We start from the raw sequence: 14183 nt of genomic DNA, 5'->3' as shown, positions 1-14183 counted from the left end.
TACATTGTTAATTTACATTTGATTATATATTTTTTGTGTATTATTGTAAACGGGTGCGATAAATCAAATCGCACCCGTTTTGCATTGTAAATAGTTAATTGTAAATCCTTTATCAAAAAATAATTGTTCGTATTTTGTTTTAATACCGAAGTGGCTTGTTGACAGCGGTGAGTTATACAGATCATTTGTAAATTGTAAATCGTAGTACGTACCTGCCCGCACCTGCGCCAAACTATACGCAAATAAGTCAGGGCTGTCGGTCTTCAGGTGTAAGGTGCCGCCGGAACTAAGCAACTGGTCGTAGATAGCCAGGAATCGGGGATGGGTCAGGCGATGCTTCGCCTGCTTTGGGCGGGGTTGCGGGTCAGGAAACGTAAGCCAGATTTCATTCACCTCGCCTGCTACGAAAAACTCGGTCAGGAAATTAATATCCGTTCGCAGAAACGCGACATTGGTTAACCCCAGCGTTTGAGCCGCCTGCGACCCACGGGCAATCCGGTCGCCTTTGATGTCGATACCAATGAAGTTTGTGTCAGGAAATGCCTGAGCCAGGCCAACGGTATATTCGCCTTTCCCACAGGCCAATTCGAGCACGATGGGGTTCTGGTTCCCAAAATAGTCCCTTCGCCACTGCCCACGAATGAGTTTGTAGAGGGGTTTACCCACTTCAATGACATTCTGGCTTTCGGCGTTTTGCAGAAAGCGGTGTGTTTTTCGACGCGTCACAATTATAAATCGGTTAGTTCGGCAATGATGTAATTGCTGCCGGTGATGAGTACTAAATCGTCGGGAGAAGCTTGTTTCAGTGCAGCAGCAAGAGCCTGGTTCACATCCCTGAACACCTCACCCACCCGGCCCGTGTGGGCCGCTTCGGCCTGTAGGTCAAGCGCTGGCAAGGAACGGGGCGTCTGGGCCTGGCAAAAATAATACCGGGCATGTTGGGGTAGAACAGCCAGCACACGCGTGCGGTCTTTATCGGCAACTAACCCCAGCACAATTCGTAAGGTTTGGTACGACAGGGTTTGCAGGGAGTCAACCAGAGCGGCTAAACCAGGCTGGTTGTGAGCCGTATCAGCAATAACGGCGGGCTGTTCCCGCAACGTCTGAAAGCGCCCTTTTAGGCCCGTCAGGGCCGTAACATTCGCTAAACCACGCTGGGTTGCTTCCAGCGGAACGGGCCATACCGACTGTAACTCCGTCACCGTTGCCAGCACACCCGGCAGGTTCTGGAGTTGGTAGGTTCCGGGTAAATCCAGTTCGATATAGACCGGGGTTGCGTCCGCCACCGCTCCCACGGTAACAGGCGCCACCGCTACCTGACGCTTCCCCGCCACGACCCCCTTATCCTGAACCGAGTAGTGTGTGTCGGCAAACAAAATGGGCGCGTTTAGCGCGTGGGCGGTTTGGCGAAAGACCAACTCGGTTTCAAAATGAGTTTCGCTGATGATGACCGGCACCCCCGCTTTAATAATACCCGCTTTCTCGGTGGCAATCTGCGCCAGTGTATCCCCCAGGATATCGGTATGGTCGTATCCGATGTTGGTAATGACCGAGATGGCCGGGGTAATGACATTGGTGGAGTCTAATCGGCCCCCCAGCCCGACTTCGATAAGGGCCACGTCGACAGATTGCCGGGCGAAATAAGCAAACGCCATCGCCACGGTAACCTCGAAAAAAGACGGCTCGATGGTCTCAATGAGGGTTTGATTCTGGTCGACAAAGCGGGCGACGTCCTCCTCGGCTATGGGCTGTCCATTCAGCCGGATGCGCTCGGTAAAGGATTTCAGATGGGGCGAGGTATACAGCCCCACCCGGTACCCCGCCGACTGGTAGATGGCCGCCAGCATATGCGAGGTGCTGCCCTTGCCATTCGTGCCGGCCACGTGAATGCTGCGAAACTGCCGGTGGGGATTGCCCAGCGCTTCGCACAAAGCGAGGGTATTGCCTAAGCCGGGTTTCAGGGCTTTGGGGCCAATCCGGTGAAAAACGGGGAGCCGACTGTAGAGGTAGTCGAGCGCTTCCGGGTACTGCATTAATCTTTTGCTTTTAGGATAAACGTAATCGTGCCGGTCGCGGTGGGGGGCGTTGCCCCTCCTTTGGGCCGCAGCCGCAGCCGCTGAACGGCTTTCCGATACACCTCGCTCACCGACGGGCTAACCGTACTTTGTAGCTGACGGACATTGATGATGTCTCCGCTCCCATCCACTTTAATCTGGAACACAATCTTGCCCGTTTCGTCCGAGTCGTCATCGACACTGGGTTTACCGGCCAGCGACCAGCCCGAGACGTCGAAGGCAACCCCCGTTGGCGCTCCGCCGGGGGTACCGTAGAACTCTTTGGCGTTTATCTTACCGTTCGGATTTCCTTTGTCGCCTACCCCGCTGGCATCGTCGCCGTTGTTGTTGCCGCCCCGCGTGGATTCGCCCGTGCCAGCCGCTTTCCCAACAGTACCGTTGGCCCCACCGCCCCCCGATGATTTCTTGAAGAGCGCGTCATTGTTCACCGTTTCCACTTTTTTGGGTGGCGCAACGGGCGCCGGCCGTTCCGCCGGGACCGTTGCCTTTGTTTCAGCCCGTTTGGGTTCGGGCCGTTCGGGGGTGGTAACGGGGCTTTCGGCTTTGCTGGTGATGATGGGTTTTTCCGGGTTGGTTTTCGCGGGTTTAGCCTCCTCAACGTTCGGGCTTGGCGTCGCGCGGGTCTTTTCGAGACGGGGAGTGGTGGTTGTTTTTGGCGGTCCGACGGTTCGGTTGGGTCGCTTGTCGGCGGCTTTCACCTCCTCCGGGCTGGGCGAATCTGAGGCTTTGTTATAGGTCTGAATCCGGCCACTCCCCCGCGTATCGGTGCCAAAATTAACCTCCACAAACTGAATGGGCGGGGGGTTTGGCATGGTTTGCGTGAAGTGTACCAACAGCAGGATGGCCAGCAGCAGCCCGTTGATGAGAACGGCCCCGGCTAAGGATTTCATCCGGATTTCGTCCTCGTTGTCGAAGGTAATTCGGTTCATGGAGGGTCTTGTTTTTGCTACTATAACGTAAAGTAACAGAAAATTGGTTAGACAGAGGTATCGGATTTTGGACAGGATTACCGGATGAACAGGATATAAGTGAAAAATCCTGTTCATCCGACCGTCGGCCCCGGTCAAATTGGGCTTATGTTTGTACCCCGCTCCAGTTGCGCTCGTTCACTCGTTCACTCGTTGTAAAATGCCCGTTCTCCAGCCAATTGTCAACCTTGCCGAATTGCTGTACCAAAAAGGCATTACCGATGTGGTCGTTTGTCCCGGTTCGCGCTCGGCTCCGCTTACCCTGGCCGTTGCCCGGCACCCGCACCTGCGGGTACGGGTGCTGGCCGACGAACGCTCGGCGGGCTTCGTCGCGCTGGGAATGGCGCAGCAGAGCCAGACACCGGTGGCGGTTATCTGTACCTCCGGCAGCGCGGTCTATAACTTAGCCCCGGCCGTGGTCGAAGCGTATTTTCAACAGGTCCCTCTCCTGCTGTTGACCGCCGACCGCCCCCACGAATGGCTGCATCAGCAGGATGGGCAGACAATGAATCAGGTGGGGGTCTTCGGGCCGCACGTCAAACGCAGTTACGATTTACCCGCCGATTACGCCCATGCCGATGCCCGCTGGTTTATCCAGCGGTCGGTCAATGAAGCGGTTCAGTTGAGTCAGGCAGCTCCGCCGGGGCCGGTTCATCTGAATGTGCCGCTCCGGGAACCGTTTTACCCAACGGCGGAAGAATCGTTCGCCTATGGTCCGGTGCGGGTGATTGACGTGCTGGCGAGTCAGCCTGCGCTCGCACCCGACACCTGGCACACCCTACTGGGCGAATGGGAACGCAGCGAACGGATACTGATTGCCGTGGGGCAACTCCCCCACAACCCGGCGCTGGTGGCAGTGCTGCAAAAAATAAGTGAAGAGCTGGGCATTCCGGTCATCGGCGAGATTATCAGTAATCTGCCCGTCAATGACCTGTTTATTACCCATACCGATACGCTCCTGGCTGGCATGACCGACGATACAGCCAGCGAACTCCGCCCAGATTTACTCCTTACCGTTGGCAACTCGTTCCTGACCCGAACCCTGAAAACCTTTCTGCGGACCTACTCCCCACACCGCCACTGGCATATTCAGCCCAGCGCTGACCGCCTGACCGATCCGTTCCAGAGCCTGACCACCCTGATTCCTGCCCAACCCCTGCCGTTTCTGGAAAAACTATTTGCTGATCTCGATTACGGGCGTTTTTTGCAGGGCGGGGAGGACGATGAGGCCCACGATTTCCTGACCCGCTGGCAATCGGCTGACCGACGGGCCGCCCGACTCGTGGACAAAACCCTGACCCAACCCCACCAGCCCCTCACCGACTGGTGGGCGGTTCAGACGGTGCTGGAACACCTGCCCGAAAACTCGGATCTTCACCTGGCCAACAGCATGCCGGTCCGGTATGCCAATCTCTGCGGCTTGTCGGAGCGCCAGCACATCCGCGTTTGGGCCAACCGGGGGGTGAGCGGCATCGACGGCTGTTTGAGCACCGCCGTAGGGGCCGCTCTGATGACCAGCGAGCTGGTGACGGTACTCATCGGTGATGTCGCGTTTTTCTATGACCGAAACGCCCTGTGGTCAGCGCCGGTGCCGCCTAACCTCCGCATTGTGCTGCTGAACAACGATAGCGGGCATATTTTCCGGCTGATCGACGGCCCCAGCCGCCAGCCCGAACTGGAAACCTATTTTGAAACCCCCCACGGCTACACGGCTAAAAACACGGCCCTCGATGCCCAGGTTGGCTACCAGGCAGCGGCTTCGGCCGACCACCTGAGGTTGCTCCTCCCCGACTTCTTCAGCCCCGGCCATCAGGCGAAACTGCTTGAACTGTCGACGGATAAGTACGCCAACCAGACCCAGTTCGATACCTACCGGGCAAGTCTGAGGCCATTTTCTTAGTACTAAACGATAGTTATAGTTATCCCCTGCGGTCGGTTGGGGTTCATCTGTTCTACTTCCCCATCCAGCGGACCGTTAGCGGACTGAGCGAACCTCAAGCCAGACCGGCACCCCCGACAGGGCCGCGTTCCCCGTCAGTTCATCCACCAGGGTTTCATCCGTCAGGTCATTGATGCTTACGCCGGCATGTTGCCTGGCGATGTCTAAGCGAATACCGGGTCGGTTGTGCCCGTAGCCGTGGGGCATACACACCACCCCCGGCATCAGGTCCGGCGTCACCTCGGCAGGCAGTTCCACCGCGCCAACCCGCGACCGTACCCGAACCGGCTGTCCGGTGGTGATGCCCAACCGGCGGGCATCGGCCGCATTGACTTGCAGGGTACAGCGAGTAGGCCCTTTGACCAATCGCCGGGTGTTGTGCATCCACGAATTGTTGTCGCGCAGGTGCCGGCGGCTAATCAGCAGAAACGAATCGCCCCCGTCGGGCCCGGACGCCTGCGTTTGGACGGATGGGGTAGCCCTGAGTACCGCCTGGGCCCGGGTGAGGTCGTCCAGAAAGGGAGTGGTTGCCAGGTTGATGCGCCCATTTTCAGTAAGGAGTCGGTCGGGCAGCTGCGACTGCAGTGGCCCCAGATCGATGCCGTGCGGATGCGCCCGCAAGGTTTCCAGCGACAGGCCGGGGCGGGCCGGACCGGGTTGGCCGTAGGGTCCGTAGCGCAGTCCCCGGTCAAGTCTCTGAGCGGGGTCCTGGGGTTGGCCACCGTTGGCCGCATCATAGTCGTCCGTTTCCAGCCGCAGGCGCAACTCCTCAAGGATTTCCCAGTCGTAGCGGGCACCGGCATCTTTGGCAAACAGGGGTTCCGAATAGCGGGCCGTGTTTCGGATGGCCAGGGCGTGAAAGGTCAGGTCATAGTGGGCCGTTTCAAGACCCGTGGCGGGGGGAAGAATGTAGTGGGCGTGGCGGGTGGTTTCGTTGAGGAAAATATCAATCGACACCATAACGTCGAGTTGCGCCAGGCCCTCCTCCAACTGGCGTCCATTGGGCGTCGACAACACCGGGTTGCCGCAACTCGTTACCATCGCCCGAATCCGGCCCGTTTCGCCAGCCGCCCCGGTGCCCTCACTCCTTATCTCTTCGGCTAAGCACGAAACGGGCAGTTCGCCCATGAACTCCGGCCGGTGGCTGACCCGGCTCCGGAACCGGTCGTACCGGCGGTAGGGTTTCGGTTTGCTCCCAAACCCGCCCAGCACGTCCACGGCCGGGGTGGCAAACATCATCCCGCCCGGTTCGTCGAGGTGCCCGGTGAGCAGGTTGATGCCGTTGATGAGCCACAGGCATAGCCCCCCAAAGGCCTGCGTCGACACCCCAACCCGGCCGTAACAGACCGCCCGGCCGGTCGTGGCGAGTTGGCGGGTAAGCTGGCGGATTCGGTCGGCCGACAATCCCGTCAGGGGAGCTACCCGTTCAGGGGTGAAGTCGGCGACGGCCGCCCGCAGGAGTTCAACCCCGTCGAGGCAGTCCGCTAACCGCCCCAGCCGAACCAGCGACTCAGCAAACAGCGTCTGGACCATCGCCAGCAGCAGAAACACATCCGTACCGGGGCGAATGAAGTGATGCTCGTCGGCTTTTTTGGCGGTTTCGGTTCGGCGCGGGTCAATCACAACCACCTTGCCGCCCCGCTGCTGAATGGCCCGCAGGCGGTTGGCCACGTCGGGGGCGGTCATGATGCTGCCGTTGGAGGCAATGGGATTGCCGCCGATGATAAGCCAGTAGTCGGTGCGGTCAAGGTCGGGAACGGGCATCAGCATGGGATGGCCGAAGAGTTGCCAGGCCGCAAAGTGATGCGGGAACTGATCGACCGACGAGGCCGAAAACATCATTCGGGTGCCGATGGCTTTGACCAGACCGGGCAGCGTCAGCAGGGTGCCGGAGTTATGCACCGAGGGGTTGCCCGCGTAGACCCCGATGGCATGGGGCCCGTGTTCGGCCCGAATCTGCCGCAGGCGGGCGGCTACTTCGTCAACCGCCTGCTCCCAGCCGATTTCGGCCCAGCCCGTGGCCGTTCGTTTGAGCGGGCGCCTGAGCCGGTTGGGGTCTTCGTAAATGTCTTTGAGCGCGACAGCCTTGGGGCAGATGTGCCCCCGGCTAAAGGGGTCGTTTTTATCGCCCGTGATGCTGATGACCTGGTTAGGGCTGGGCGAATCCACGCCGAACCTGGGTCCGCCCGACTCAGGTTCGGTCTGGTAGGTGATTTCGAGTCCGCAAATGGCTTCGCAGAGGTTACAGGCGCGGTAATGCGTTTGGGTGTTCATCGGGTCGGGGGTCGGGTGATGACCTGGGCAAGATACGTCTTTTTACCGCTTCCGGCCTGGTTTTCACCGGCACCGCGCCGTTCGTTCGCGCCGGGCCTGTTCATCCCCGGCAGATTCACCCCGTCGCCAGGCATCGCAGGCCTCCGGTTTATGCCCCAATGCCCATTCGGCCGTACCAATCGAAAAATAGAGCTGATCGACCGAGGCATCGAGTTGTTCGGCCCGCCGGAATTCGGCCAGCGCGCTGGCTGGCTGGTGTTGCCCCAGCCAGTAGAGTCCCAGGGTTTGATGCGCCCAGGCATTCTGATTATCCCGCTGAAGCGACTCCTGCACCAGCGGCAGGGCGTCGGCCGGGCGGTTGAGCCTGAGCAGCAGGTACGCTTTATTATTAAGGTAATACGGCTGACGGGGTTGACTCCGTAAGGCCCGGTCGACATAAGTCAGGGCTTCGGCGTAGTTTCCGGCGCGGGCCAGCAGTAAGCTTTGGTTATTCAGGGCCGCATCCTGGTTTGGGTCGAGGGCCAGCGCCCGCCGGATGTCCTGTTGGGCGGGTTCGTAGGCCTTCTGGCTGAAATACAACGCGCCCCGATTGGTCAGGGCTTCCACATTGTCGGGCGTAAGCTGCAGAGCGCGGTCGTAGGCTGCCTGGGCATCGGCGGGTTTGTTGAGCCGGACATACGTATCGCCCAGCCGGGTCTGGTAAAACGTCGAATCGCGGTAGTGGTTGCCAATACGGGTTAAATCCACCAAACTTCCGGCCGCATCCCCGGTCTCCAGCCGCACCTCCGCCCGGTTGACATAGGCCGCCCCAAAGTCGGGGTCGGCCTCGATGGCGCGGGTATAATCGGCTAAAGCCCCTTCCCTATCGTCGTTTCTGAATTTGGCTAAGCCCCGGTTGTTGTAGGCATCGGCAAAGTCGGGCTTTTTGGCCAGGGCTTCTGAGTAATAGCGGATAGCGGCCTGGTATTCCCGTTTTTGTAGCTGAACATTCCCCCGCAAAAAGAACTGAGCCGCTTCGTCAGTGTCGTTGGTGCAACAGAGAATGAAGACTGTAGACTGTAGAATGTAGAATGATTGGAAGAACATCCGGTGAGTCGTGTTGCTTACCTTTGTTATAAACTGGTTATGATAGGTCGTCATAGAACCATTATTCAGTATACATTACCCATTATTCATTAAAAAATGCGTTTCGTACAGGATATTCCGCACCCGCAGTTCCGTATCGGTCTTTACGCCTGGAATGGCAAATATATTGTCAAAATCGAAGCCGGGCCGTATGAACAGACCTATAAAATCAGCGAACTGGATCTATTGGCCCCCGATGCGGTGCCCGCAATGCTCGATGCTGAGTTTTTAAGCCGGGTCGCCAGCCGGTTTCGGGAGATGGATGCTGACTGGCAGGCAACCGGTGAGCGGAATGAAGTGGGTTGAACGGAGTGGGTAGTCGGTAGTGATTGCGTCATTCGGTCGACCACCAGTCACGAACCACGACGCACAAAAATGCCGCAGCCCCAACTTCCCGATAGCATCCTGGTGCACGGGAAATTGGTCGCTGCGGCTGAGCAGGCGAACCGGGCGGGGTTAATAACTAACGATCAGCCCCTTCGTATCCCTGACATCGGGCAGTTTGCGATCGGGTCGGCTTCCCATCGTTAGTCGGCCCTGTATGGGGGCTTCGATGGTAAACGATTGGGTAATGCGGTCGTCGGTTGTGCTGAGGTCGACGGTATAGTTGCCCACCGGTATCGCGGCCAGGTCGAATCGCGCCCGGTAGGCCGTCTGCCGGCTCAGTTCCTCATAGACCTTTAGGCCGTGGTCATCCCGAATCTGCACCCGAACCAGGGAACCCGTCGGGTTATTGAAATTGACCCGCATCATGGACGGACGACTGGCTACCGGGTAAATCGAGGCTTCCAGACTCCTGGGCGAAGCCAGTAGGCTGGTGGACCCCTGGTAGGTCTGTGCCGACAGGGAGGCTCCGCCAAACAGGCCGGTGGTCAGCACCAGAAGGGTGCTGACGGACGAAAAAAAGCGATTGGTTGTCATGATGGTCATTGGTTAATTGTGGATAGTAAAGAAAACCGTTTAATCAGGTGGATGCTACGCACCAAAGGTCGCCCGTCGGGCAGGGCCAAACAATCCCACAAAAGGGGGATGCGCATTTAGAAAACGGTCTTCGGTGCAAAACGGGGCCAAAATGAAAATAGGGGAGTCTCCAACATTCGTACGAAATGTTCTATGCAGATTATTTCATAGGAATAATTAGCTATTAATATGCTGATTAAGTGAGCCGTAAAGGAAACGAGATTTATTCGTCGCCCCGCCATAACGCCTGCTCTATACTGTTCTCTATCGATTCAGTTCGCATTTCTATATTGTTGTGGTGTCAACCCCGTTTTAGTTTTAAAAACCTTGGTGAAATGAGAGGGATAGTCAAACCCAAGTTCATACGCAATTTCACTGATTGATTTTTCGGTGCTCCATAAAAGTGATTTTGCCGTGTCAACAAGTTTGAGGTGAATATGATCCTGTGTTGTCTTACCCGTGAACCTGTTCAGCAAATCGGATAAATAGTTAGGTGACAGATTTAATTGGGATGCAAAAAACTTAACGTCGGGTAATCCAGCCTCAATTAATGTTTCCTGTGCAAAATAATCGTTCAATAAGTGTTCAAATCGTTGAACTATATCTTTGTTTACGTTGCTCCTGGTAAGAAATTGCCTGTCGTAAAAGCGATCACAGTAGTTCAGCAATAATTCAAGATTATTTACAATCAAACCTTGTGTATGCTTGTCTATATTTTGCGAATATTCTTTTTTTATTTTTTCAATACAATCCTGCAAAATCAATTGTTCATCTTCGGAAATATGTAAAGCTTCGTTAGCATCATAATCAAAAAATGAATACCCGTTTATTTTTTTAGCAAGCGATGTGCCATTAATTAAATCGGGATGAAAAAATAAGCCCCAACCTCCTTCCAGTTCACTATCGTGGCTAGCACTTACAACCTGATGAGGAGCAGTAAATATTAATGTACCCTCATTAAAATCGTAATATGATTTTCCATACCTGAAAACACCTTTAAAGTGTTTACAGGAAATGGTATAAAACGACATTTGGTAAAAGGCTTCTGATTCTGTTACTTTAGGTTTTACCTTAGTAAAATCGACCAACGAAACAAGCGGATGCCTGGGCTTATCGTACCCAAACACCTTATGTGCTTCGCTTATTGAGTGTAGCTCCACAAATTTATTTTTCATTGCCTGCACTGACAAAACTCAATTGTCATTTTTGTTAAAGTTAAAATGGACATTCGTGAGTTCTTCTGAAACGTTCCAAAGCCTTTCCGCCAACGCTTTGTCAGGAGACTTCTTACTTGATTTCACCAATTCGGGATAACCACGAAATTCGTTCATTTTTGTTGAATCGAAATATCCTGAACCTGTTAAAATTTCTTCTCTCGCTGCTTTTAAAATCGGCAGCGTCCTCATCGCTGCACTTTTTGCCAGCAGGTTATTTTAGATTTAATTGACGAAAAAGCCTGATATACGTTGAAGATTTGTTTTCGTCCAGCCCGGATGAACTGCCGTAGCAATTGTATCTAAGTTATTTGCTTTTAATTTTCTATTTAACCCATAAGTAAAATTATCTACTTTCCAATTATTCTTTGCCATTTATTTTATTTAACACAAAAGAAAGAGCTACACTGTTTTCCTGTAGCTCTTTCTTTTGCCTCTACGAAATGTACTATGGATAAACTATTCCCGTTGCTTTCTCGGATACGCTCCAAAGTTCTTTAGCAACCGTTTCATCCAGGGCATTTTCCTGTAGAATAGCCAGTGTCGGATAACCTTTGAATCCATTCTCGTCCGGCTCGTACATCTTCCCGCCGGTTGCTTCGTTCGATACGGCTGCGTACAAGGCTGGCAAAGCACCCTGCCAGGGTTCCATAAGCCCCCCGAAATTTTCCTGCATCGCGACAACGGCTTCGTCAGGCATGTGCCTGGACAAATCGGTGCCATTCGCTCCTGGTTGGGCGGCTATAGATACTACCTGATGTCCCTTAGCTTTACTTCTTCTGTCTAATTCAATGGAGAAGACAAGGTCCGCTAATTTGCTTTGTCCGTATTCACGAACAGCATTATACTCTTCTTCTAATTTTAGATTATCGAAATCAATGGCTGAGCCTATATAACCGAAGCTACTCACCGTGACTACTCGTGAACCGGGTGTTGCCTCAAGTAATGGATATAACAGGCCGGTGAGGGCAAAGTGTCCCAAATAGTTTACGCCAAACTGCAATTCATAACCTTCGCTTGTTTTTGAAGCTGGCGGGATTCCAACTCCTGCATTATTGATTAACACATGCAACTGCTTATGCTGCGCAATAAAGGTTTCGGCAAACTCTTTTACAGCAGCTAAACTTGCCAGGTCAAGAATACCGATTTCTAAAGAACCAGCCCCTTTCTCCGTTTCCATTTTAGCAATGGCCTTCTCTGCTTTGTCTTTATCCCGGCTGGCAACTAGTACGGTTGCTCCCGCCTTATATAAGGCCAACGCGGTTTCGTAGCCAAGTCCTGTATTTGCCCCTGTAACAATCGCCGTTTTTCCTTTTTGATCAGGAATATTTTTTGTCGTCCACATAATTTTTTGTTTTTACTTGTTGATTTTTGAAAAACACCTTACCAGCGCTTTGAATCATCCGCAGGAAGATTAAAGAAATCTGTGCTCGGCACGCCGTTAACCGTAGCGCCGGCATGGGCGTAGTTGGGCGATAGGTCTCTATTGAAATCTGCCGGGAAGTTCAGTATCGGTTTGGATACGGCATCAAGTGCCTCAACCTGCTCTGGTGTTAATTTCACATCCAAGGCTTTCAGGTTCGATTCCAGGTGTTCTATTGTACGCGCCCCAATGATGGTTGAACTTACACCCGGTTTGCTTTGTACCCATGCCAGTGCAATGGAGGCTACATCCGTTTGATGTTCAGCAGCTACCTTTTGCAGTTCATCAACAATAGCATACTCCTTATCGGAAAGCTGACCGACTATGGCACCACGTACGCCCTGTAACTGTTCCTTGTTCTCACGGGTGTACTTACCCGAAAGTTTGCCCATTTTCAACGGGCTCCAGGGCAATACGCCAAGCCCCAGTTCCTCCGCCATTGGTATCAGTTCCCCTTCAACTGTACGTTCCAGTAATGAATACTCAATTTGCAGGGCGATCAATGGTGCCCATCCCCTGAACTGTGCAATCACCTGTGCCTGTGCCACCTTCCATGCCGGGGCATCAGAAAAACCGATGTAGCGAACCTTACCGGATTGTACCAGCGTATCCAATGCGCTCATGGTTTCTTCCACGGGTGTAAACCTGTCCCAGTTATGCAGGTAATACAGGTCAATGTAATCCGTCTGCAACCTGCGGAGAGATTCATCGCATTGCGCTACAATGGCTTTACGGCTTCCACCGCCACCATTTGGGTCGCCGGAGAACAGGTTACTGAAAAATTTCGTGGCGATAACCACCCGGTCGCGCTTGCCTTTGCGTTGCTGAAAGAAATCGCCGATGATTTTTTCAGAATGACCTAAGTTGTAAGCATTAGCCGTATCGATAAAGTTACCGCCACCTTCCAGAAAGCGGGAAATGATGGCTTCGGAATCGGGAACGCTGGAACCCCAGCCCATATCATTTCCAAATGTCATGCCGCCAAGGCAAAAAGGGCTAACCCGAAGACCTGAATTACCAAGCGTGATGTATGAATTAAGTGACACAATCTTTTATTTTAAATGATTATTAATTCTATACAAAAGTCGGATGAAAGACAGAATTGGACTTATAGATTTCTACGGAATACTTATATATTTCCCGGAAGTTGGACAGCTCCCCAGAATTAGGGTCTTAGCTGTCAAACGGCGGGGCCGCCCACGGTCCGCCGTTGCGGTGCGGGCCATCAGTCGGACTGCCGATGCAGCCGAACCAAAATGAAAATAGAGCTTCTTACTTCGTCTTTTCCACTGCCCCTACCGGTTGTTGGCTCGCCCGCACATAGGCATACAAAGTTGGTTTACTGATGGCCAGCAGTTCACAGATTTTCTTGATGGAGGTTTTCTTGGCTTCATAGAGCTGAACAGCCAATTACTGTTTGTCTGTATTGAGCCACTTGGGACGCCCGCCCAAGCGGCCACGCGCCCGGGCCGCCGATAAGCCTGTCATTGTTCGCTCCTGAATCAAATTGCGCTCAAACTCCGCCAGCGCACCAAACAACCGGGCCGCCGGTGCGGTGAAACACTAACTTACCCGTCGAGGTCGCCGTATCAATCGACTCGTGCAAACTCTTGAGAGCTACACCTTGGCTGTCTAAGTGTGCGACCCAGTCAATGAGGTCTTTTAGAGAGCGGCCTAATCGGTCCAGCCGCCAGACCACGCTAATGCAGGCATTGAAGCTGATGCAGTCCCTCTACAAAGACCGGTTTATGGTCAGCATCGGCACCAAAAGCCGCAGTCTGCCCATCAGTGAGATTGCCTATTTTTGTTACGAAAACAAAGCCACCTGGTTGACGACCCGCGACGGGCAGCATATCAGTATCGAATACAGTCTGGATAAGCTGGCAACTCTGCTTGACCCCCGGCAGTTTTTTCGCGTTAACCGGGCGTTTCTGGTCAGCCTGAATGCCATTCAACTGCTTCATACTTATTCGGCCAGTAAACTCAAAGTGGACCTTCAGCCCACAACCCGACAGGATGTTCTGGTGAGTGGCGAACGAGTGGCTGACTTTAGGGAGTGGCTGGGCAAATGAGCGTATACAAGTACGATCGGAACAGGTTATCCATCAACTTGTCAAGCCAAAACGACCCGTCGGTCGAAGCCAACGCAGCGGTCAATATACCGCTATTTTCAGTTTAGCCCCGTTTTGCAGCTAAGACCGAAAA

At 53.9% G+C, this 14183-nt stretch carries 16 protein-coding genes; 3 read left to right on the top strand and 13 right to left on the bottom strand.

Annotated features, from left to right (window positions below; genetic code table 11):
• Positions 1-63: 63 nt before the first annotated feature.
• From trmB to ACYVI1_RS09230, 3 genes are read right to left on the bottom strand one after another with little or no spacing between them, the layout of a single operon-like run.
• A complete protein-coding gene (gene trmB, locus ACYVI1_RS09240; protein WP_460909133.1) occupies positions 64-726 on the bottom strand; it encodes a tRNA (guanosine(46)-N7)-methyltransferase TrmB in 663 nt (220 codons plus the stop codon).
• 2 nt (positions 727-728) lie between these two features.
• A complete protein-coding gene (locus ACYVI1_RS09235) occupies positions 729-2033 on the bottom strand; it encodes a bifunctional folylpolyglutamate synthase/dihydrofolate synthase (RefSeq protein WP_460909131.1) in 1305 nt (434 codons plus the stop codon).
• Positions 2033-3004, bottom strand: coding sequence for a hypothetical protein (locus ACYVI1_RS09230; RefSeq protein WP_460909129.1), 972 nt, complete (start codon positions 3002-3004; stop codon positions 2033-2035). Before ACYVI1_RS09230 ends, ACYVI1_RS09235 begins: the two co-directional genes overlap by 1 nt.
• Positions 3005-3203: 199 nt before the next feature.
• On the opposite strand from ACYVI1_RS09230, the gene menD reads away from it, so the two are divergent.
• Entirely contained in the window at positions 3204-4943 is a 1740-nt protein-coding gene (gene menD, locus ACYVI1_RS09225) for a 2-succinyl-5-enolpyruvyl-6-hydroxy-3-cyclohexene-1-carboxylic-acid synthase (RefSeq protein WP_460909126.1), read from the top strand.
• Positions 4944-5018: 75 nt separating this feature from the next.
• Here menD and ACYVI1_RS09220 read toward each other — a convergent pair whose 3' ends face one another.
• Both ACYVI1_RS09220 and ACYVI1_RS09215 read right to left on the bottom strand, forming a co-directional pair.
• Positions 5019-7256, bottom strand: a complete 2238-nt coding sequence (locus ACYVI1_RS09220; RefSeq protein ID WP_460909124.1) for a molybdopterin-dependent oxidoreductase — start codon at positions 7254-7256, stop codon at positions 5019-5021.
• 63 nt (positions 7257-7319) lie between these two features.
• Positions 7320-8396, bottom strand: coding sequence for a tetratricopeptide repeat protein (locus tag ACYVI1_RS09215; protein WP_460909122.1), 1077 nt, complete (start codon positions 8394-8396; stop codon positions 7320-7322).
• 42 nt (positions 8397-8438) lie between these two features.
• Here ACYVI1_RS09215 and ACYVI1_RS09210 point away from each other — a divergent pair, with 42 nt between their 5' ends.
• Positions 8439-8687, top strand: coding sequence for a hypothetical protein (locus tag ACYVI1_RS09210; protein ID WP_460909119.1), 249 nt, complete (start codon positions 8439-8441; stop codon positions 8685-8687).
• A 150-nt stretch (positions 8688-8837) separates the two neighbouring features.
• On the opposite strand, the gene ACYVI1_RS09205 is transcribed toward ACYVI1_RS09210, so the two are convergent.
• The 8 genes from ACYVI1_RS09205 to ACYVI1_RS09170 all read right to left on the bottom strand — a co-directional run bounded on the left by ACYVI1_RS09205 (position 8838) and on the right by ACYVI1_RS09170 (position 13677).
• Positions 8838-9302, bottom strand: a complete 465-nt coding sequence (locus tag ACYVI1_RS09205; protein WP_460909117.1) for a hypothetical protein — start codon at positions 9300-9302, stop codon at positions 8838-8840.
• A 311-nt stretch (positions 9303-9613) separates the two neighbouring features.
• Positions 9614-10516 carry a helix-turn-helix domain-containing protein gene (locus tag ACYVI1_RS09200; protein WP_460909115.1) on the bottom strand — a complete coding sequence of 301 codons (903 nt, stop codon included), beginning with the start codon at positions 10514-10516 and terminating at the stop codon, positions 9614-9616.
• An 18-nt stretch (positions 10517-10534) separates the two neighbouring features.
• Complete coding sequence (locus ACYVI1_RS09195) at positions 10535-10747, bottom strand: hypothetical protein (RefSeq protein ID WP_460909113.1); 213 nt, start codon at positions 10745-10747, stop codon at positions 10535-10537.
• Between the two features lie 256 nt (positions 10748-11003).
• On the bottom strand, positions 11004-11900 hold the full coding sequence (locus tag ACYVI1_RS09190; protein WP_460909111.1) for an oxidoreductase: 897 nt from the start codon (positions 11898-11900) through the stop codon (positions 11004-11006).
• Positions 11901-11938: 38 nt separating this feature from the next.
• Entirely contained in the window at positions 11939-12955 is a 1017-nt protein-coding gene (locus ACYVI1_RS09185) for an aldo/keto reductase (protein WP_460909109.1), read from the bottom strand.
• 295 nt (positions 12956-13250) lie between these two features.
• Positions 13251-13388, bottom strand: a complete 138-nt coding sequence (locus tag ACYVI1_RS09180) for a helix-turn-helix domain-containing protein (protein ID WP_460909107.1) — start codon at positions 13386-13388, stop codon at positions 13251-13253.
• Complete coding sequence (locus ACYVI1_RS09175) at positions 13389-13484, bottom strand: hypothetical protein (protein WP_460909490.1); 96 nt, start codon at positions 13482-13484, stop codon at positions 13389-13391.
• 7 nt (positions 13485-13491) lie between these two features.
• Positions 13492-13677 (bottom strand): recombinase family protein, encoded by a 186-nt coding sequence (locus tag ACYVI1_RS09170; protein WP_460909106.1) that lies wholly within the window; start codon positions 13675-13677, stop codon positions 13492-13494.
• On the opposite strand from ACYVI1_RS09170, the gene ACYVI1_RS09165 reads away from it, so the two are divergent.
• On the top strand, positions 13631-14050 hold the full coding sequence (locus ACYVI1_RS09165; RefSeq protein ID WP_460909104.1) for a LytR/AlgR family response regulator transcription factor: 420 nt from the start codon (positions 13631-13633) through the stop codon (positions 14048-14050). The two genes, ACYVI1_RS09170 and ACYVI1_RS09165, sit on opposite strands and share 47 nt — an antisense overlap.
• Positions 14051-14183: the final 133 nt, after the last annotated feature.

The sequence above is a fragment of the Spirosoma areae genome (genome assembly GCF_054781775.1).
This window is presented reverse-complemented; position numbering and strand designations above follow the sequence as displayed.

What these genes read in the sequence shown, in the direction of transcription:
- ACYVI1_RS09235 (WP_460909131.1), bottom strand. Translation starts at nt 2,033, where the DNA reads ATGCAGTACCCGGAAGCGCTCGACTACCTCTACAGTCGGCTCCCCGTT.
- ACYVI1_RS09230 (WP_460909129.1), bottom strand. Translation starts at nt 3,004, where the DNA reads ATGAACCGAATTACCTTCGACAACGAGGACGAAATCCGGATGAAATCC.
- menD (WP_460909126.1), top strand. Translation starts at nt 3,204, where the DNA reads ATGCCCGTTCTCCAGCCAATTGTCAACCTTGCCGAATTGCTGTACCAA.
- ACYVI1_RS09220 (WP_460909124.1), bottom strand. Translation starts at nt 7,256, where the DNA reads ATGAACACCCAAACGCATTACCGCGCCTGTAACCTCTGCGAAGCCATT.
- ACYVI1_RS09215 (WP_460909122.1), bottom strand. Translation starts at nt 8,396, where the DNA reads ATGACGACCTATCATAACCAGTTTATAACAAAGGTAAGCAACACGACT.
- ACYVI1_RS09210 (WP_460909119.1), top strand. Translation starts at nt 8,439, where the DNA reads ATGCGTTTCGTACAGGATATTCCGCACCCGCAGTTCCGTATCGGTCTT.
- ACYVI1_RS09205 (WP_460909117.1), bottom strand. Translation starts at nt 9,302, where the DNA reads ATGACAACCAATCGCTTTTTTTCGTCCGTCAGCACCCTTCTGGTGCTG.
- ACYVI1_RS09200 (WP_460909115.1), bottom strand. Translation starts at nt 10,516, where the DNA reads ATGAAAAATAAATTTGTGGAGCTACACTCAATAAGCGAAGCACATAAG.
- ACYVI1_RS09195 (WP_460909113.1), bottom strand. Translation starts at nt 10,747, where the DNA reads ATGAGGACGCTGCCGATTTTAAAAGCAGCGAGAGAAGAAATTTTAACA.
- ACYVI1_RS09190 (WP_460909111.1), bottom strand. Translation starts at nt 11,900, where the DNA reads ATGTGGACGACAAAAAATATTCCTGATCAAAAAGGAAAAACGGCGATT.
- ACYVI1_RS09185 (WP_460909109.1), bottom strand. Translation starts at nt 12,955, where the DNA reads ATGACATTTGGAAATGATATGGGCTGGGGTTCCAGCGTTCCCGATTCC.
- ACYVI1_RS09165 (WP_460909104.1), top strand. Translation starts at nt 13,631, where the DNA reads ATGAGGTCTTTTAGAGAGCGGCCTAATCGGTCCAGCCGCCAGACCACG.